The following is a 17,865-nucleotide window of genomic DNA, read 5'->3' on the forward strand; positions in this document are numbered from 1 at the left end:
CGCAGGCCCCCTGCCACGGGAGCCTTCGCCCACGTGAATTCGGCATGGCAAGCCGATCAAAACTGCTCATGCCATGCGCCCCGGTCCGGCTGGCGCGCGCTTCTCTCTCCAGCCTAGTGGCCCGGACGCTACCAGTCCAGCCCGAGCAGCCAGTCGACGAAGTAGCGCGCCTCTGGCTGGAGCGGCGCTTGCTCGCGCTCGACGATGTAGTAGCCGTGCGGCGAGACCGATTCCACATCGAGCAGCTTGACCATCTGTCCGGCGGCCAGCCACTGGCGCGCCATGCGCTGGCGCACCAGTCCCACGCCCTGGTTCGAGACGATGGCTTCCAGCATCAGGCCGATATCGTTGAATTGCGGGCCGGTCTGGGGCTCCGGCCAGTCGAGCCCGGCGGTCTCGAACCACGGCCGCCACGGCTCCAGCGGACTGCGCAGCAGCACGAGGTTGTGCAGGTCGTCTGGCTTGGCGATGGCGCGCCCGTTGACCCGCTCGTAGTACTCCCGCCCGCACGCCGGAAACACCGGTTCGACTAGCAGTTTCGTGGTTTTGAGGCCCGAATAGCGTCCCGTGCCGTAGCGGATCTCGACATCGGTGTCCTCGGCCTTCACATCGAGGAAGGGCACGGACAGGTGCAGTTCCAGGTCGATATGGGGGTAGAGCGCGCCGAACTCGGGCAGGCGCGGCACCAGGTGCTGCCGGCCGAACGTCGGCGGAATGGCCACCCGCAGCCGCGTGCGCAGCTTGTTGTACTCGGGGCGGGCCAGTTCGTTGAGGGACTTCAGCGCGTCCTGCACATTGCGCTGGTAGCGCGTGCCGGCGGCGGTGAGCCGCAGCGCGGCGTTGGAGCGCACGAACAGGTCGTCGCCCCATAATTCCTCCAGATTCTTGATGCGGTGCGAGACCGCGCTGGGCGTGACGGACAGTTCTTCCGCCGCACGCGCGAAGCTGCCAAGCCGCGCGGCGGCCTCGAACGCGATCAGCAGGTGCAGGGGCGGGACGCGGTGGAACACCGATGCCATGGCGCGGGCCCCCGGTCAGCGCGCCGCGCTGAAGATCTTGCCCGGATTCAGAATCTGATTGGGATCGAGCGCCGCCTTGATCGCCCGCATCAGGTCCAGTGCGTCCTCGCCGTGCTCCTGCACGAGGAAACCCATCTTGTGCAGCCCCACGCCGTGCTCGCCGGTGCAGGTGCCGCCCATGGCCAGCGCCCGTTCGACGATGCGGCGGTTGATGTCCTCCGCCTCGGCCATTTCCTCGGGCTTGGCCGGGTCGACCAGGATCGCCACGTGGAAGTTGCCATCGCCGACATGGCCGACGATGGGGCAGGGCAGCTGCGAGGCGTTCAGGTCGCGCTCGGTCTCGGTCACGCAGTCGGCCAGGCGGGAAATCGGCACGCAGACGTCGGTTGTCACGGACTTGCAGCCGGGCTTGAGCTGCAGCATCGCAAAGTAGGCCGTATGGCGCGCATTCCAGAGCCGGCTGCGGTCTTCGGGGCGCGTGGCCCATTCGAAGCCCTGGCCGCCGTGCTCGTCGGCAATCTGCTGCACGGTTTCGGCCTGCTCGCGCACGCCGGCCTCGGTGCCGTGGAACTCGAAGAACAGGTGCGGGGTTTCCGGCAGCGTGAGGTTGTCGTGGCGGTTGATCGCGCGGATGGCCAGCGCATCGACGAACTCCACGCGGGCCACCGGCACGCCAAGCTGGATGGTCTGGATCGTGGCGCGCACTGCGTCGCCCATGCTCGGGAACGCGCACACGGCGGCCGAGATCGCTTCCGGCTGCGGGTAGAGCCGCACGGTGACCTCGGTGATGATGCCGAGCGTGCCTTCGCTGCCGACGAACAGCCGGGTCAGGTCATAGCCGGCCGACGACTTGCGCGCCTGGGTGCCGGTGCGGATCACGCGGCCGTCCGCCGTGACCACGGTCAGGGCCAGCACGTTCTCGCGCATCGTGCCGTAGCGGACCGCATTGGTGCCGGAGGCGCGCGTGGCGCACATCCCGCCCAGCGAGGCATCGGCGCCCGGGTCGATCGGGAAGAACAGCCCGGTGTCCTTGATTTCCTGGTTCAGCTGCTTGCGGGTCACGCCCGGCTGCACCGTCACGGTCAGGTCCTCGGGATGCACCGCCAGCACGCGGTTCATCTGGGAGAGGTCCAGGCTGATGCCCCCGGCCACGGCCAGCAGGTGGCCTTCGAGCGACGATCCGGCGCCGTAGGGGATCAGCGGCACCCCATGCTGGTTGCAGAGGCTGGCCAGTTCGGCGATTTCCTCGGTGGTGTGGGCGAAGACCACGGCGTCCGGGGCGGCGGGCGGGAACGGGGATTCGTCGCGGCCATGGTGGGCGCAGACGCCGGCCGAGGTGGAAAACCGTTCGCCGAAGCGGGCGGCCAGTGTCTCGGCCAGGGCAACGGGAAGGGGACGGCGCGCCAGGGCGGCGGCGGGCGTGGGGTGGTTCATGCTTTTGTCTCCGGCGAATCTCGCCATTCTACGCCGTCCGCGTCACGCGGCGGACCGCATCGCGGCGCCCGGAACCCGCCCCGAAGCCCGGGTTCGGGGCCATAATTGCGCCACTTCAAACCAAGACGAGGGAGACCGGCATGGGTAACCGCCTGTCCAAGATCGCCACCCGCACCGGTGACGCCGGCACCACCGGGCTGGGCGACGGCAGCCGCACGGGCAAGAACAGCGAGCGCATCGCCGCCATCGGCGACGTGGACGAACTGAATTCCCACATCGGCCTGCTGCTGACCGAGCCGGACCTGCCGGATGACGTGCGCGCCGCCCTGCTCCATATCCAGCACGACCTGTTCGACCTGGGCGGCGAGCTGTCGATTCCGGGCTACACGCTGCTCAAGGAAGCGCAGGTGATCCAGCTGGACGACTGGCTGGCGCACTACAACGCGAACCTGCCCCGGCTGGCGGAGTTCATCCTGCCGGGCGGCAGCCGCGCCGCCGCCCAGGCCCACGTCTGCCGTACGGTGTGCCGCCGGGCGGAGCGGGCGCTGGTGGCGCTGGGCGCCACCGAGGCCCTCAACGAGGCGCCGCGCCAGTACCTGAACCGGCTCTCGGACCTGCTGTTCGTGCTCGCCCGGGTGCTGAATCGGGCCGGCGGCGGCACCGACGTGCTCTGGCAGCGCGAGCGGCAGTCCTGATATCCGCAAAAAAGATAACAATAAGCCACTTTTTGGCCGCTCCCGACGCAGGCACGGTGCTACCCCGCAAAACCGAGAAAATTACTCGGAATTGCGGGTTCTGCCCTTGAAATGCCCCCGGACGGCCACATTTCGCACTCAGGTTGAATTGCAGCCGCTGCGCCAAAGCAGGGCTCAATAGGAGAGAACACAAATGGGTAAGATCATCGGTATCGACTTGGGTACCACCAATAGCTGCGTTGCGATCCTGGAAGGCAACACGCCGAAGGTCATCGAGAACGCCGAAGGCACGCGCACCACCCCGTCGATCATCGCCTACATGGAAGATGGCGAGATCCTGGTCGGCGCGCCGGCCAAGCGCCAGGCGGTCACGAATCCGCGCAACACGCTGTACGCCGTGAAGCGCCTGATCGGCCGCAAGTTCGAAGAAAAGGAAGTGCAGAAGGACATCGGCCTGATGCCCTACGCCATCGTCAAGGCCGATAACGGCGACGCATGGGTGGGCGCGCGTGACCAGAAGCTGGCCCCGCCGCAGGTGTCCGCCGAAGTGCTGCGCAAGATGAAGAAGACCGCCGAGGACTACCTGGGCGAGCCGGTGACCGAAGCCGTGATCACCGTGCCGGCTTACTTCAACGACTCGCAGCGTCAGGCGACCAAGGACGCCGGCCGCATCGCGGGCCTGGACGTCAAGCGCATCATCAACGAGCCGACTGCCGCCGCGCTGGCGTTCGGCATGGACAAGAACGAGAAGGGCGACCGCAAGATCGCCGTGTATGACCTCGGCGGCGGCACGTTCGACATCTCGATCATCGAGATCGCGGACGTGGACGGCGAGAAGCAGTTCGAAGTGCTGTCGACCAACGGCGACACCTTCCTCGGTGGCGAGGACTTCGACCAGCGCATCATCGACTACATCATCGGCGAGTTCAAGAAGGACCAGGGCGTTGACCTGTCCAAGGACGTGCTGGCGCTGCAACGCCTGAAGGAAGCCGCTGAAAAGGCCAAGATCGAGCTGTCCAGCTCGCAGCAGACCGAGATCAACCTGCCGTACATCACGGCGGATGCCTCGGGTCCGAAGCACTTGAACCTGAAGATCACGCGCGCCAAGCTGGAAGCGCTGGTGGAAGACCTGATCAAGCGCACGATCGACCCGTGCCGCACCGCCATCAAGGATGCGGGCGTCAAGGTGGGCGATATCGACGACGTGATCCTGGTCGGCGGCATGACCCGCATGCCCAAGGTGCAGGAGCAGGTGCGCGAGTTCTTCGGCAAGGAAGCGCGTAAGGACGTGAACCCGGACGAAGCCGTGGCCGTCGGTGCCGCGATCCAGGGCTCGGTGCTGTCCGGCGACCGTACCGACGTGCTGCTGCTGGACGTGACGCCGCTGTCGCTGGGCATCGAGACGCTGGGCGGCGTGATGACCAAGATGATCAGCAAGAACACGACCATCCCGACCAAGCACGCACAGGTCTTCTCGACGGCCGACGACAACCAGCCGGCGGTGACGATCAAGGTGTTCCAGGGCGAGCGCGAGATGGCCAGCGGCAACAAGCTGCTGGGCGAGTTCAACCTGGAAGGCATTCCGCCGTCGCCGCGTGGCACGCCCCAGATCGAGGTCTCGTTCGACATCGACGCCAACGGCATCCTGCACGTGGGCGCCAAGGACAAGGCCACCGGCAAGGAAAACCGCATCACTATCAAGGCGAACTCGGGTCTGTCGGAAGACGAGATCCAGCGCATGGTGAAGGACGCCGAGGCCAACGCCGAGGAAGACAAGCGCGCCCGTGAGCTGGCCGATGCCCGCAATCAGGCCGATGCGCTGGTCCACTCGACCCGCAAGGCCGTGATCGAGCATGGCGACAAGCTCGAGGCCGGCGAGAAGGAAAAGATCGAAGTCGCGATCAAGGAACTGGAAGACGCCGCACGCGGCGGCGACAAGGCCGAGATCGAAACCAAGATCAACGCGCTGTCCGAAGCGAGCCAGAAGCTGGGCGAGAAGGTCTACGCCGACATGCAGGCCAAGGCCGGTGAAGCCGGCGGTGCGGCCGGTGCCGCGGGCGGCCAGCAGCAGTCCCAGGCGCAGCCGCAGGACGATAACGTCGTGGACGCCGAGTTCAAGGAAGTGAACGACAAGAAGTAAGCGGGAATCAGCGGGAGCGGCGCAGGTGCATCCAGCGCCACTCCCGCCCCGACGCCGGGCGATGGTGTTCTGACACAGGGTGAGAAACCGTGGTCGAACACCTCGCTCGGCTTTTTTGCTATTCGCCCGACCGGTGATTCTTTGCCGGGCAGGCCAATCAGGTAAGAGCCACCATGGCAAAACGTGACTATTACGAAGTGCTCGGGGTAGGCAAGAACGCGAGCGACGAAGAGATCAAGAAGGCTTATCGCAAGCTCGCGATGAAGTACCACCCGGACCGCAATCCGGACAGCAAGGAAGCGGAAGACAAGTTCAAGGAGGGCAAGGAAGCGTACGAGATGCTCTCCGACCCCGAGAAGAAGGCGGCCTACGACCAGTATGGCCACGCCGGCGTGGACCCGAACATGGCTGGCGGCTTCGGCGGCGGCCAGGGCTACGGCGGGTTTGCCGAAGCCTTCGGCGACATCTTCGGCGACATCTTCGGCCAGCAGGGCGGCCAGCGTCGCGGCAACGGCCCGCAGGCCTACCGTGGCGCCGACCTGCGCTACAGCATGGAAATCTCGCTGGAGCAGGCCGCGCATGGCCACGAGGCGCAGATCCGCGTGCCGCACTGGGAAGACTGCGAACACTGCCACGGCAATGGCGCCGAGCCGGGATCGTCGGTGGAAACCTGCCCGACCTGTAACGGCGTGGGCCAGGTGCGTGTGTCGCAAGGCTTCTTCACGATGCAGCAGACCTGCCCGAAGTGCCACGGCAGCGGCAAGTTCATCCCCAAGCCGTGCGTGAAGTGCCATGGCCAGGGCAAGCTGAAGTCGCAGAAGACGCTGGAAGTGAAGATTCCGGCCGGCATCGACGAAGGCATGCGCATCCGCTCGTCGGGCAATGGCGAGCCGGGCATCAACGGCGGCCCCCCGGGCGACCTGTATGTGGAAGTGCACATCAAGGCGCACGAGGTATTCGAGCGTGATGGCGATGACCTGCACTGCCAGATGCCGATCTCCTTCGCCACGGCGGCGCTGGGCGGCGAACTGGAAGTGCCGACGCTGGGCGGCCGCGCCAGCTTCCCGGTGCCGGAAGGCACGCAGGGCGGCAAGACGTTCCGGCTGCGTGGCAAGGGCATCAAGGGTGTGCGGTCGGGCTATCCCGGCGACCTCTACGTCCATGTGAACGTGGAAACGCCGGTCAAGCTGACCGAGGCCCAGAAGGACATGCTGCGTGAATTCGACCGCTCGGTGCACGAGGGCGGCTCGCGCCACAGCCCGCAGGAGCAGTCCTGGCTGGACAAGGTGAAAAGCTTCTTCAGCTAAATCGCCGGATTGCCCGGCAGGCAGGACGATGAAACCGGCCACGTGACCAGCGTGGCCGGTTTTTTCATGCCCGGCGCGGCGATAATGCGGCATTGATGCACCCTGCCGAGTTGCCGTGGTTCCGCCGTCCCCCGCCCCCTCCAGCGCCAGTTTCGACCCCTTCGTCCTGCTTGACGATGCCGCCGCCGCACCCGGCGTGGCGGCGTCGCGCCTCTATACGGGGTTTGTCCAGGCCGATGTCCTGCCCGCCGGCACCGATCCCGCCACGCTGGATGCGCTGCTGGCCGCCGGCTGGCGCCACGGGCTGCATGCCACGCTGTTCGCGCCGTACGAGTACGGCGGGGCGATGGTCGGGGCGCCGGTCCATTGCGGCGATGCGCTGCCGTTCCATGACGGCGCGCTGCAACTGCTCTGGTTCCGCGACCTGGCCCGGCTTGACGGCGACGCCGTAGGCGCATGGCTGGCCGCGCGGGCAGAATCCTCCCCGGCCGGGGCGATGGACGTACGCGCCGAGCCGTCGCACGCCGTCTACGCGGACGCCATCGCGCGCATCCACGCCTATATCGAGGCCGGCGATACCTATCAGGTGAATTTCACGCAGCGGCTCCGCTTCTCCGCCTTCGGCGACCCGGTGACGTTCTACGCCGCGCTGCGGGCCGCGCAGCCGGTGCCGTTCGGCGTGCTGGCCTGGCTACCCGGCGATGGCTGGGTGCTGTCGCTATCGCCCGAGCTGTTCGTCGAACACGACGGCGCCGGGCATCTGGTGACCCGGCCGATGAAGGGCACCGCGCCGCGCATCGGGGACGCCGAGCAGGATGCCCGCGCCGCGCGCCGGCTGGCTGCCGACGCCAAGAACCGGGCCGAAAACGTGATGATCGTCGACCTGCTGCGCAACGACCTGGGCCGCATCGCCCAGCCCGGCAGCGTGGCCGTGCCCGACCGCTTCGTGGTCCAGCCATTCGGCCGCGTGCTGCAGATGACCTCCACCGTGACGGCCACGGCGCGGCCCGGCACCGGCTTCGGCGCGCTGATGGCGGCGCTGTTCCCATGCGGCTCGATCACCGGCGCGCCCAAGCGGCGGACCATGCAGATCATCGCCGAACTGGAAACCGCGCCGCGCGGCCTCTACACGGGCGCCATCGGCTGGCTCGATGCGCCGGCCGATGGCCAGCCCTGCGGCGCCTTCGGCATGTCCGTGGCCATCCGCACGCTGGTGCTGGGGCCGCAGGGTGACGACGGCCTGCGCCGGGGCGAGATGGGGGTGGGCGGCGGCATCGTCCATGACAGCGTGGCCGCCGACGAATTCGCCGAGTGCGGCTGGAAGGCGCGCTTCCTGACTGCGCACGATCCCGGCTTCACGCTGTTCGAGACCATGCACGCGCGCGATGGCGTGGTGCTGCACCGCGAGCGCCATCTGACGCGGCTGGCGCATTCCACGGCCGTGTTCGGCTTCGCGTTCGACCAGCCCGCCGCGCGGGCGGCCATGCAGGCCGAGGCAGGGCGGCTGGGCGATGGCGACTGGCGGCTGCGGATGGCCGTCGACAAGGCCGGCGCGCTGGCCTTCGCGAGCGGCCCGCTGGCGCCGCGCGCCGAGCCGGTGGCGCTACTCGACCTGGCCGCGACGCCCTTGCCGGTGGCCGACCCGATGCGCCGCCACAAGTCCAGCGCCCGCGCCACGTTCGATGCCGGCTGGCAGGCGGCCGAGCGCGAGGGCGGCTTCGACGCGCTGTTCTTCAACACGCGCGACGAGTTGCTCGAAGGCGGACGCAGTTCGGTGTTCGTGAAGGTGGGCGGGCGCTGGCTGACGCCGCCGCTGTCGGCGGACATCCTGCCGGGCGTGATGCGCGCCGTGGTGCTCGAAGCGGGCGACGCACTGATCGACGGCCCGATCGAACAGGCCGTGGTCACGCGTGAGATGGTGCGGCACGCCGAGGCCATCGTCGTCGCCAATGCGCTGCGCGGGACGATGCGGGCGCGGCTGCGCTAAATAGGAAGCGTAGGCGCCAGCCGCCTACCGATGCCGCGTATCGAGCCGGCCGTCCCCCAGTTTCCATCTGACCACCCCGGGCAGGTTGATCAGTTCCCGGTCGTGGCAGACCATCACCACGGAGCGGCCTTCCGCCGCCAGTTCCCCGATCAGCGCAATCACCTGCTCGCGCGCGTGGCCGTCGAGGTTGGAGGTCGGTTCGTCGAGCAGCAGCAATTCCGGCTCCAGCACCTTGGCTCGCGCCAGCGCCACGCGCTGGACTTCGCCGCCGGACAGCTTCTCCGGCGCGGTGTCCTGCACATGGACGATGCCGGCCCAGCCCAGCGCCGCGCCCACGCGTCGCTCGATCTCGTCGTGCGCCACGCCCCGGGCCCGCAGGCCATAGGCGATGTTGTCGCGTACCGAGGTGCGGAACAGGTAGGGATGCTGGTGCATATAGGCCACGCGCTGGCGCAGCGCGGGCGGGAGCGGCGTCAGCGGCGCCTCGCGGTGCTTGCCGCCTTCGTCTTGCCACGCCACGGTCGCGCCCGGTGCCGGCTCCAGCCCGGCCATCATCCGCAGCAGCGTGGACTTGCCCGCGCCGTTCACGCCGGTCAGCGCCACGGCGGCGGCGCGCGGGAATACCAGTTCGGGGATGTCGAACAACTGGCGAGCGCCGACGCGCCGCGCCAGTCCCCGCACCGTCAGCAGTGCGCTGGTCATCGCCGGAACCCTCCCGCGCCTTGCAGCCAGGCGAGCATGATGTTGACGGCCAGCGCCAGCGCCACCAGCACGATGCCGAGCGCGATGCCCTGCGCGAACTCGCCCTTGCTGGTCTCCAGCGCGATGGCCGTGGTGATGGTGCGCGTGGAGCCTTCGATATTGCCGCCGATCATCAGCGCCGAGCCCACCTCGGCAATCACGCGCCCGAAGCCGGCCACCACGGCCGCCATCAGGCCGAAACGCAGTTCGCGCAGCACGGTGAAGAAGGTGCGCCAGCGGCCGGCGCCGAGCACCCAGGCGGTCTCGCGCAGGCGCGGATCCGCCGCCTGCATGGCCGCGAGCGAGAACGCCAGCACCACGGGAAAGCCGATCACGGCCTGCCCGAAGACCATGCCGGATGGGGTGAACAGCAGGGAGAAACTACCCAGCGGCCCCTGCCGCGTGAACAGCAGGTAGAGCACCAGGCCAACCAGCACCGTCGGGAACGACAGGAAGGCCTGCGCCAGCACCACCACCACGCGCCGGCCGGGAAAGGCATGGGTGGCGATCAGGTAGGCGGCGCCGATGGCCGGCACGGTAGCCAGCGCCAGGCCGAGCACCGCCACCATCAGCGAGGTCCAGACGATGAACCATAGCGCGCCGTCCCCGCTGCCCAGCAGGCGGAAAGCGTCCAGCGTGGCCGTGCCGATCTCCACGTGGGCGCGCTCAGGCGGAGAACGTGTGCTCGACGGCCGGGAAGCTCCCGTCCTTCACGGCGGCGACATAGGCGCGCACGGCGGCCTCGATCGAGGTCTGGCCGTCCATGAAGTTGCGCACGAACTTGGCCTTGCGGCCCGGATAGATATTGAGCATGTCCTGCAGCACCAGCACCTGGCCGGAGCAGTCCACGCCGGCGCCGATGCCGATGGTCGGAATCGTCAGCTGTGCCGTGACCTCGCCAGCCAGCGCGGCCGGCACGGCTTCCATGACGATCAGCTGCGCACCGGCGGCCTGCAGCGCCAGCGCGTCACGCTTGAGCTGCGCGGCGCCGGCATCGGTCTTGCCCTGCACCTTGAAGCCGCCCAGCGCGTGCACCGACTGCGGGGTCAGGCCGATGTGGGCGCACACCGGAATGCTGCGCTCGACCAGGAACTTCACGGTGGGAGCGAGCCAGTCGCCGCCTTCCAGCTTCACCATCTGCGCGCCCGCGCGCATCAGCGCGGCGGCGCTCTCGAAGGCCTGCGTGGGCGTGCCGTAGGTGCCGAACGGCAGGTCCGAAACCAGCAGCGCGGTCTGGTTGCCGCGCGCCACGCATTCGGTGTGATAGACCATGTGCGGCAGCGTGACGGGCAGCGTGGTCTGCTGGCCCTGCATTACGTTGCCGAGCGAATCGCCGACGAGGATGACTTCCACGCCGCAGAAATCGAGCAGTGCGGCGAAGCTCGAGTCGTAGGCAGTCAGCATGACGATCTTGTCGTCCGCGGCACGCATGGCCTGGAGCTTGGGAATGGTGACGGTCTTGCGGGAGGGGTCGAGGAGGTAACTCATGGCAGTGCCCGTGGGGGTGTGTGGCTGCCTGGGCCTGAGGCGGGCAGGGCGGTCAGGGGGCCGCGAGATTCAGGAAGGCCTTGCGGCCCCGCATGTTCTCGATGCGCGACAGTAGTGTACGGAAATCGCCGTCGTTGTCCACCGGATTGAAGCGCGCGGTGTCCACGATCAGGACCGGCGCCTCGTCGTAGCGGTGGAACAGTTCGCCGTAGGCGTCGGTCAGCCGCTGGAGGTAGGTTTCGTCGATGCCGGACTCGCCAGGCAGGCCGCGTCGCGCAATCCGCTCGCGCAGCAGCGACGGCGTGGCCTGGAGCATGATGACCAGGTCCACGCGCTGGGCCGGCACCTGGAGCCGGGCGGCGAGCGCGTCGTAGAGCGCGAGTTCGTCGGCTTCGAGGGTCAGCGCCGCATAGAGGCGGTCACGTGCGTAGAGGAAATTGCCGATCACGCGCTGGCCGGCCAGCAGCGCGGCCTGCCATTGCTGGATCTGGGTGGCGCGCTGGTCCAGGCAGTGCAACTGCATCGGCAGTGCATAGCGCTGCGGCTCGCGGTAGAAGCGTTCGAGGAAGGGGTTCTGGCGTGCGCCGTCAGGCAGTTCGCCGGCCTGGAGCGTGCGGGCCAGGCGCTGCGCCAGCGAGGTCTTACCGGAGCCGACGGGCCCTTCGACGACGATGCGGCGCAGATGGTCGAGCATGGCTCGTGGGGTGCCGATGGATCAGGCGTGGATCACGCCTGCGTGCCGCCTTCCTGAAGGCGGGGGCATTTGCATGAGGAAAACTTCTCGATGCGCTGGTCGCGCACGCCGGGCAGGAAGTCCGCCGCGCGGCCACGGCCCGGGATGACCAGTTCGCCGTCCAGCTCCACCAGCGGCACCAGCACGAAGGCGCGCTCGGTGATGCGTGGATGCGGCACGGTCATCGCCTCGGAGTCGATCCGGTCGGCGCCGAACAGCAGCAGGTCGAGGTCCAGCGTGCGCGGCGCGTTGTGAAACGGGCGCTCGCGGCCGAACTGGTCCTCGATGTGGTGGCAGATGCGCAACAGCTGCGGCGCGGTGAAGGACGTCTCCACCTTCACCACGGCGTTGAAGTAGTCGTCGCCGCTGGCGTCGACGGGTGCGGTGCGGTAGAACGAGGACTTGGCCAATACCGTGATGCCGACCTGCTGGGCCAGGCACACGATGGCGTCCTTCAGTGCCTGGCGGGCATCGCCGAGATTGGCGCCGATGCCGATAAAGGCAAGTGTCATGTTATTCCTCCGGCTGGGCGCGGCCGGACTCCGATGCGGCTTGACCCCCCTCCGCCGCGTCCGTGTCGCCCCGGGAAGAAACTTTATCCGATTTCCGCGGACCGCGCCGACGACGCTTCTTGCGCGCCGGGCCCTCGCCATCGACGCCCGCGAAGCCTTCGCCCTCGTCGGCACCCTGGCCGCCCTGGCTACCGGCGGCGCCCGAGCCACCCTTGCCGCGCTTCTGGCGGGTGGCCTCGATCATGTCTTCGCGCGTATCGGGCGGCGCGTTCTGGAAGTCGGTCCACCATTGGCCGATTTCAGCCGGCTGTTCGCCCGATTCGCAGCGCAGTTGCAGGAAGTCATAGCCGGCACGGAAGCGCGGCGATTCCAGCAGGCGGAACGGCATGCGGCCCACGCGCTTCTCGAAGCGCGGCTGCATGCCCCAGATGTCGCGCATGTCGGTGACAAAGCGGCGCTGGATGGCCAGTTGGCCGGTCTGCTTCTCCAGCACCATGTCCATGGCCGTGTTGAGCGCCGCAATCGCGTGCTCGCCCTCGTCGCGCAGCTTGTTCCAGCGTTGCAGCACGTGGTGCCACAGCAGCGCGGCGAACAGGAAACCGGGCGACACCGGCTTGCCGGCCTGCACGCGGCGGTCGGTGTTGTCGAGCGCCAGCTGCACGAAGCGCTGGCCCATCGGCTGCTCCAGCGCCACGTCCAGCAGCGGCAGCAGGCCCTTGTGCAGGCCGGCCTTGCGCAGCTCCTGCAGCGAGGCCCAGGCGTGCCCGGACATCAGCAGCTTCAGCATTTCGTCGAACAGGCGCGCGCTCGGCACGTTGTGGATCAGCGGGGCCAGTTCGGCGATGGGCTCGCGCGTCGCTTCGTCGATCGAAAAACCTGTCTTGGCCGCGAAGCGCACCACGCGCAGCATGCGCACCGGGTCTTCGCGGTAGCGCGTGACCGGGTCGCCGATCATCCGCAGCGTGCGCGCGCGGATGTCTTCCATGCCGTGATGGTAGTCATGCACGGTCTGCGCGGCCGGGTCGTAGTACATCGCGTTGATCGTGAAGTCGCGGCGCTCGGCGTCCTCGGCCTGGGAGCCCCAAACGTTGTCGCGCAGCACGCGGCCGCTGGCGTCGATCGCGTGCGTCTTGCTGTCCAGCTCGGCGCGCTTCAGGCGACGGCCCTCGGGCAGCGTCTCGCTGGCAATGGCGTCCACCAGCGCGCGGAACGTCGAGACCTCGATGATTTCCTGCTCGCGGCCGCCGTAGAAGGTCACGTGCACGATCTGGAAGCGCCGGCCGATGATGCGCGAGCGGCGGAACAGTGCCTGCACCTCTTCGGGCGTGGCGTTGGTCGCCACGTCGAAGTCCTTCGGCTTGATGCCGAGCAGCACGTCGCGCACGGCGCCGCCGACGATAAAGGCCTGGAAACCGGCCTGCTGGAGCGTGGCGGTGACCTTGACCGCGTTGCGCGAGAGCAGCGTGGGGTCGATCTGGTGTTCGTCCACGTTGACGATGCGCTGCGTATGGGCGCGCCCGGTGCGGCGCAGCTTGGGGCCAGGCTTGCCGAGCAGCCGGTTGATGAGCTTCTTGATCACGTCAGAACAGGTCCATGATGCGCCAGCCGGCCGCGGCCGCATGGTTGCGCAGGCGGTCGTCGGGATTGGCGGCGATCGGCTCGCTGACCTTTTCCAGCAGCGGCAGGTCGTTGGCGGAATCGCTATAGAACGTCGTGGTGCCGAAGTCTTCCCACTGGGTGCCGAGGCCCTTGAGCCACTGCTCCACGCGGGCGATCTTGCCCTCGCGGAAGCTCGGCACGCCGAAGACCTCGCCCGTGAAGGCGCTTTCCGGCTTGCCGTCGGACGTGGCCGGCTCGGTGGCGATCAGGTGCTTGATGCCGAAGGCCTGGGCGATCGGCGCGGTGACGAAGCTGTTGGTAGCCGTCACCACGGCGCACAGGTCGCCCGCCTCCAGGTGCTTGTAGACCAGCGCCTTGGCCTGCGGGGTGATGACCGGGTCGATCACCTCGCGCATGAAGCGCTGGCGCCAGGCGTCCAGCCGGTCACGCGGATTGGCAGCCAGCGGGGCCAGCGCGAAGCGCAGGAACGCCTGGATATCCAGGGTGCCCGCCTTGTATTGCCCATAGAACTCGTCGTTCTTGCGACGATAGGATTCCTCGTCGACAACGCCCATGCGGACCAGGAAGCGGCCCCATTCGTGGTCGCTGTCGGTGGGGATCAGGGTGTGGTCGAGGTCAAACAGTGCCAGATTCATGGGCGGCGATTTTACATTAAGGTACACATGGCGGTTGGCGCGGCTTGGCGCGCCAGGACCATTTTGGGAGCGGATTTCGTGCCAGCTTCGGCGCGGATTCGCGATTTATTCGCGGAATTCCGCAAACATCTCGCGCAGCAGCGGCAGGGTGACCGCGCGCTTGCGCTCGAGCGAATACGTGTCCAGCGCGTCCAGCAGGGCCATCAGGCTGGGCATGTCGCGGTAATGCCGCGTGACCAGCCAGTGGGGGATTTCGGGCGATAACTGCAAGCCACGCTCGCGCGCGGCCTGCAGCAGGGCGGCCATCTTGTCGTCATCGGACAGCGAGGCCACCTGGTAGACCAGCCCCCAGCCGAGCCGGGTGCGCAGGTCTTCACGTACCGGCATGGCACGCGGCGCCAGGCCGCCCGCCACCACCAGCGCGGTGCGCACGTGGGCGCGCACCTCGTTATACAGCGAAAACACGGCGATCTGTCGCGCTTCGTCGAGCAATTCCACATCATCGACGGTGTAAAGCCGGCAGGACGGGTCGAAATTGAAGTCGGCGAGCGCGTGGTGCGGGCTCAGGTAGCGGCAGTTCAGGCCGGTATGGAGCGCCGCGTCGCACACTGCGTGCAGCAGGTGGGTGCGCCCCGAGCCGACCTCGCCCCACAGGTAGATCAGCCGGTCGTTGGCGTGTTCCTGGGCGATGGCGGCCGGCAGCTCGCGCAGGCGCTGCACCGGCTCCCGGTTCGAAGCCACGAAAAAGTTCTCGAACGTGGACGGCGGCGGGCTGCCGAGCTCGAGCGAAAGCTGCTTATGACGCGATGACATGACGTTTTCGTAACTTCCTACCTCGGTTCCATCAGTTTCTGTGGGCTTCAATCAGTTGCGATACAGATCGCTAGCCATGTAAACGCGCCGGATCTGCCGCGCGCCGACCAGCAGCACCGCACAGGTCGGCAGGGCCAGCAGCACGCCGAAGAAGCCAAACAACTGGCCGAATGCCAGCAGCGCGAAGATCACCACCAGCGGGTGCAGCCCGATGCGCTCGCCCACCAGGCGCGGCGTCAGGTAGAAGCTTTCCACGAACTGCCCGATGCCGTATACCACGGCCACGGCGCCCAGCCCGTACAAATTGCCGAATTGCAGCAGCGCAGCCAGGATCGCCAGCGCTAGCCCCAGCCCGAAACCGATGTACGGGATGAACACGGCCAGCCCGGTGAACACGCCCACCGGAACGCCCACCTCGAACCCGGCGATGGTCAGCCCGATCGAATAAAGTGCAGCAAGGATCACCATAACCAGGATCTGGCCGCGCAGGTACTGGGAAAGCAGCGCATCGGTCTCATTCGACAGCTCGCGCACCTTCGGCACCCAGCGGCGCGGCACCAGCCGCTCGATACGCCGCATGACCATATGCCAGTCCATCATCAGGTAATACATGACGATGGGGATGATGAACAGCATCCCGAACACGCTGATCAGGGCCGAGCCGGACACCTTCGCATAATTCAGCAGCACCTGGAACAGGTCTTCCGGGCTCGCCGCGAAGCGGTCCTGGAGCATGTTGCGCAGGCCGGGGAAGTCAAAGCGCACGCGCACCCCCAGTTCTGCCAGGCGGGGCGACACCACATTGTTGAGCTTTTGCAACAGCAGCGGCACCTGCTCGCGGATCTGCGGGATCTCGCGCTGGAGCACGGCGATCAGCAGCAGCACCAGCAGCACCACGATAATGGTCAGCAGGCCGATCATCAGCGTCACGCCGATAAAGCGCGGCACGCGGCGGCGCTGCAGCCAGTCCACGCCCGGCGTGAGAATGTACGCAAAAATGAACGCGAACAGGAAGGGCGTGAGCACCGGCGCCAGCGCCACGATGGCGGCGAACAGGCCGGCGGCCACGACGATCCAGATCAGGATACGTTTGGAGTCTGGCGAGAGCAGGGGAGCGTTCATCGAAAGGGTCCGGAAACCGCCGGGCGGGGCACTTTGGCCGGTCTGGTGACCGGGTGTCGCCGCGAAACTGGTAGCCGGGAGCCTGTATCCGTTAAAATCGCGATTCTAACGGACTCGCGCCCGCCCTCCGTGGCGCCGGGCGCCGTAATCCACACTTTACCTCGTCAAAGACAAGCAGGATCTCATGAGCGCATCCCAGAACGCCGGCCAGGCAGGCCTTTCCTACCGCGATGCCGGTGTTGACATCGACGCCGGCGACGCGCTGGTAGACCGCATCAAGCCGTTCGCCAAGCGCACCATGCGTGAAGGCGTGATGGCCGGCATCGGCGGATTCGGCGCGCTGTTCGAACTCTCGAAGAAGTTCCAGGAGCCAGTGCTGGTGTCCGGCACGGACGGCGTGGGCACCAAGCTCAAGCTGGCCTTCCAGTTGAACCGCCATGACACCGTGGGCCAGGATCTGGTGGCGATGAGCGTCAACGACATCCTGGTGCAGGGCGCCGAGCCGCTGTTCTTCCTCGACTACTTCGCCTGCGGCAAGCTGGACGTGGACACGGCCGCTACCGTGATCCAGGGCATCGCCCATGGCTGCGAACTGGCCGGCTGCGCGCTGATCGGCGGCGAGACCGCCGAAATGCCGAGCATGTACCCGGACGGCGAGTACGACCTGGCCGGCTTCGCGGTGGGCGCGGTGGAAAAGCGCAAGATCATCGATGGCAGCACGATTATCCCGGGCGACGTGGTGCTGGGCCTGGCTTCGTCGGGCGCGCATTCGAACGGTTACTCGCTGGTGCGCAAGATCATCGACGTGGCCAAGCCGGACCTGAACGCCGACTTCCACGGCCAGCGCCTGCAGGACGCCATCATGGCGCCGACGCGCATCTACGTGAAGCCGCTGCTCTCGCTGATCGAGACGCTGCCGGTCAAGGGCATGGCCCACATCACCGGCGGCGGCCTGACCGAGAACGTGCCGCGCGTGCTGGCCGACAACGTCACCGCCGTGATCCAGAAGGATGCCTGGACGCTGCCGCCGCTGTTCCAGTGGCTCCAGGAGCAAGGCCGCGTGGCCGATGCGGAAATGCACCGCGTGTTCAACTGCGGCATCGGCATGGTCGTGATCGTGGCGAAGGAAGACGCCGAACGCGCGATCCGTCACCTCCAGGCGGCTGGCGAAGCCGTGTGGCAGATCGGCGAAATCCGCGAACGCGAGGAAGGCCAGGCTCAGACCGTGGTGGTCTGAGCGCGGTCCAATCCCTCGCAGGATGGCAAAACGCCCGATGGCAACTGAACTGCACCCCAAAAGTTGGACACCAACTTTTGGGGTGTTTTCATGTATCGGTACTCGGAGCAGTTCAGGCTGACAGTTATCCAGAGCTACCTGGACGGTCAGGCAGGCTATGGTGAGATCGCCAAACGCCATGAAAGAGACAGCGGAACAGTACGGCGCTGGGTGGCGGGATACCGCCTGCATGGCGCGGCGAGCATCAAACGGAAGTACACGCACTACAGCGCCGAGTTCAAGCTTGCCGTGCTGAAGCGGATGCGAAGCCAGCGGTTGTCGCATCGCGAAGTCGCAGCATGGTTCGATATTCGCAACTTCGGTGCGATTGGCATTTGGGAAC

At 67.3% G+C, this 17,865-nt stretch carries 17 protein-coding genes; 6 read left to right on the forward strand and 11 right to left on the reverse strand.

Going from position 1 to position 17,865, the window contains the following annotated elements; all coding sequences use genetic code 11:
- Positions 1-128 precede the first annotated feature (128 nt).
- Entirely contained in the window at positions 129-1,019 is an 891-nt protein-coding gene (locus BM115_RS21525) for a LysR substrate-binding domain-containing protein (protein WP_092298918.1), read from the reverse strand.
- Between the two features lie 15 nt (positions 1,020-1,034).
- Complete coding sequence (locus BM115_RS21530) at positions 1,035-2,453, reverse strand: FAD-binding oxidoreductase (protein ID WP_092298921.1); 1,419 nt, start codon at positions 2,451-2,453, stop codon at positions 1,035-1,037.
- Between the two features lie 140 nt (positions 2,454-2,593).
- On the opposite strand from BM115_RS21530, the gene BM115_RS21535 reads away from it, so the two are divergent.
- The 4 genes from BM115_RS21535 to BM115_RS21550 all read left to right on the forward strand — a co-directional run bounded on the left by BM115_RS21535 (position 2,594) and on the right by BM115_RS21550 (position 8,582).
- Complete coding sequence (locus BM115_RS21535; protein WP_092298924.1) at positions 2,594-3,148, forward strand: cob(I)yrinic acid a,c-diamide adenosyltransferase; 555 nt, start codon at positions 2,594-2,596, stop codon at positions 3,146-3,148.
- A gap of 193 nt (positions 3,149-3,341) precedes the next feature.
- Positions 3,342-5,288 (forward strand): molecular chaperone DnaK, encoded by a 1,947-nt coding sequence (dnaK, locus tag BM115_RS21540; protein ID WP_092298927.1) that lies wholly within the window; start codon positions 3,342-3,344, stop codon positions 5,286-5,288.
- A 173-nt stretch (positions 5,289-5,461) separates the two neighbouring features.
- Positions 5,462-6,595 (forward strand): molecular chaperone DnaJ, encoded by a 1,134-nt coding sequence (gene dnaJ / locus BM115_RS21545; RefSeq protein ID WP_092298930.1) that lies wholly within the window; start codon positions 5,462-5,464, stop codon positions 6,593-6,595.
- Positions 6,596-6,710: 115 nt separating this feature from the next.
- Positions 6,711-8,582, forward strand: a complete 1,872-nt coding sequence (locus tag BM115_RS21550; protein WP_092298933.1) for a chorismate-binding protein — start codon at positions 6,711-6,713, stop codon at positions 8,580-8,582.
- A 24-nt stretch (positions 8,583-8,606) separates the two neighbouring features.
- On the opposite strand, the gene BM115_RS21555 is transcribed toward BM115_RS21550, so the two are convergent.
- From BM115_RS21555 to BM115_RS21595, 9 genes are all read right to left on the reverse strand, one after another.
- Positions 8,607-9,284, reverse strand: a complete 678-nt coding sequence (locus tag BM115_RS21555) for an energy-coupling factor ABC transporter ATP-binding protein (protein WP_092298936.1) — start codon at positions 9,282-9,284, stop codon at positions 8,607-8,609.
- Positions 9,281-9,979 carry an ABC transporter permease gene (locus BM115_RS21560; protein WP_092298938.1) on the reverse strand — a complete coding sequence of 233 codons (699 nt, stop codon included), beginning with the start codon at positions 9,977-9,979 and terminating at the stop codon, positions 9,281-9,283. The genes BM115_RS21555 and BM115_RS21560 overlap by 4 nt, the downstream gene beginning before the upstream one ends.
- Before the next feature lie 10 nt (positions 9,980-9,989).
- A complete protein-coding gene (gene panB / locus BM115_RS21565) occupies positions 9,990-10,811 on the reverse strand; it encodes a 3-methyl-2-oxobutanoate hydroxymethyltransferase (protein ID WP_092298941.1) in 822 nt (273 codons plus the stop codon).
- A gap of 52 nt (positions 10,812-10,863) precedes the next feature.
- Positions 10,864-11,505 carry a deoxynucleoside kinase gene (locus BM115_RS21570; protein WP_092298944.1) on the reverse strand — a complete coding sequence of 214 codons (642 nt, stop codon included), beginning with the start codon at positions 11,503-11,505 and terminating at the stop codon, positions 10,864-10,866.
- Positions 11,506-11,537: 32 nt separating this feature from the next.
- Complete coding sequence (gene folK / locus BM115_RS21575) at positions 11,538-12,056, reverse strand: 2-amino-4-hydroxy-6-hydroxymethyldihydropteridine diphosphokinase (RefSeq protein ID WP_092298947.1); 519 nt, start codon at positions 12,054-12,056, stop codon at positions 11,538-11,540.
- A gap of 1 nt (position 12,057) precedes the next feature.
- Complete coding sequence (gene pcnB, locus BM115_RS21580) at positions 12,058-13,635, reverse strand: polynucleotide adenylyltransferase PcnB (protein ID WP_092298950.1); 1,578 nt, start codon at positions 13,633-13,635, stop codon at positions 12,058-12,060.
- Position 13,636: 1 nt separating this feature from the next.
- Complete coding sequence (locus tag BM115_RS21585; protein ID WP_092298953.1) at positions 13,637-14,311, reverse strand: histidinol-phosphatase; 675 nt, start codon at positions 14,309-14,311, stop codon at positions 13,637-13,639.
- A 105-nt stretch (positions 14,312-14,416) separates the two neighbouring features.
- Complete coding sequence (hda, locus tag BM115_RS21590; protein WP_092298957.1) at positions 14,417-15,124, reverse strand: DnaA regulatory inactivator Hda; 708 nt, start codon at positions 15,122-15,124, stop codon at positions 14,417-14,419.
- Positions 15,125-15,175: 51 nt separating this feature from the next.
- Positions 15,176-16,246, reverse strand: a complete 1,071-nt coding sequence (locus tag BM115_RS21595) for an AI-2E family transporter (protein ID WP_092298960.1) — start codon at positions 16,244-16,246, stop codon at positions 15,176-15,178.
- 184 nt (positions 16,247-16,430) lie between these two features.
- Here BM115_RS21595 and purM point away from each other — a divergent pair, with 184 nt between their 5' ends.
- Positions 16,431-17,483, forward strand: a complete 1,053-nt coding sequence (gene purM / locus BM115_RS21600) for a phosphoribosylformylglycinamidine cyclo-ligase (protein ID WP_092298963.1) — start codon at positions 16,431-16,433, stop codon at positions 17,481-17,483.
- A 90-nt stretch (positions 17,484-17,573) separates the two neighbouring features.
- A partial coding sequence (locus BM115_RS27160; RefSeq protein WP_143093928.1) for a transposase occupies positions 17,574-17,865 on the forward strand: 292 nt, incomplete at its 3' end.

It is taken from the genome of Cupriavidus sp. OV096, from assembly GCF_900115455.1.
In the GTDB taxonomy this organism is placed as follows: domain Bacteria; phylum Pseudomonadota; class Gammaproteobacteria; order Burkholderiales; family Burkholderiaceae; genus Cupriavidus.

Coding starts and splice junctions, on each gene's coding strand:
- BM115_RS21570 (WP_092298944.1), bottom strand. CDS start 11,505: ATGCTCGACCATCTGCGCCGCATCGTCGTCGAAGGGCCCGTCGGCTCC.
- BM115_RS21525 (WP_092298918.1), bottom strand. CDS start 1,019: ATGGCATCGGTGTTCCACCGCGTCCCGCCCCTGCACCTGCTGATCGCG.
- BM115_RS21585 (WP_092298953.1), bottom strand. CDS start 14,311: ATGAATCTGGCACTGTTTGACCTCGACCACACCCTGATCCCCACCGAC.
- hda (WP_092298957.1), bottom strand. CDS start 15,124: ATGTCATCGCGTCATAAGCAGCTTTCGCTCGAGCTCGGCAGCCCGCCG.
- purM (WP_092298963.1), top strand. CDS start 16,431: ATGAGCGCATCCCAGAACGCCGGCCAGGCAGGCCTTTCCTACCGCGAT.
- BM115_RS21530 (WP_092298921.1), bottom strand. CDS start 2,453: ATGAACCACCCCACGCCCGCCGCCGCCCTGGCGCGCCGTCCCCTTCCC.
- BM115_RS21595 (WP_092298960.1), bottom strand. CDS start 16,246: ATGAACGCTCCCCTGCTCTCGCCAGACTCCAAACGTATCCTGATCTGG.
- BM115_RS21535 (WP_092298924.1), top strand. CDS start 2,594: ATGGGTAACCGCCTGTCCAAGATCGCCACCCGCACCGGTGACGCCGGC.
- BM115_RS21555 (WP_092298936.1), bottom strand. CDS start 9,284: ATGACCAGCGCACTGCTGACGGTGCGGGGACTGGCGCGGCGCGTCGGC.
- dnaK (WP_092298927.1), top strand. CDS start 3,342: ATGGGTAAGATCATCGGTATCGACTTGGGTACCACCAATAGCTGCGTT.
- panB (WP_092298941.1), bottom strand. CDS start 10,811: ATGAGTTACCTCCTCGACCCCTCCCGCAAGACCGTCACCATTCCCAAG.
- folK (WP_092298947.1), bottom strand. CDS start 12,056: ATGACACTTGCCTTTATCGGCATCGGCGCCAATCTCGGCGATGCCCGC.
- dnaJ (WP_092298930.1), top strand. CDS start 5,462: ATGGCAAAACGTGACTATTACGAAGTGCTCGGGGTAGGCAAGAACGCG.